General features: G+C 71.2%; 1 pseudogene. It reads right to left on the bottom strand.

The features are described from left to right. A pseudogene (locus tag IEZ31_RS55865) lies at nt 1-309 on the bottom strand (HAD family hydrolase); the annotation flags it as partial.

Raw genomic sequence — 309 nt, 5'->3', positions numbered from 1 at the left:
GTGAGCTGGTTGTCGCCGGTGATCATCACTGTGCGGATGCCCATGCGGCGCATCTCCTCGAAGCGTTCCCGCATGCCGTGCTTGACGACGTCCTTGAGGTGCACGACGCCGAGGGTGCGGGCGGGCTGGCCGTCGACGTGCTCGGCCACCACGAGGGGGGTGCCGCCCGAGGTGGACACGCCGTCGACGATGGAGCCGACCTCCGCGGTGGGGTGGCCGCCGTGCTCGCGGACCCATTTCATGACGGCGGTTGCGGCGCCCTTGCGGATTCGGCGGCCGGGCACGTCGACGCCGGACATCCGGGTCTGG

Source organism: Dactylosporangium sucinum (assembly GCF_014647515.1).
In the GTDB taxonomy this organism is placed as follows: Bacteria; Actinomycetota; Actinomycetes; order Mycobacteriales; family Micromonosporaceae; genus Dactylosporangium; species Dactylosporangium sucinum.
This window is presented reverse-complemented; position numbering and strand designations above follow the sequence as displayed.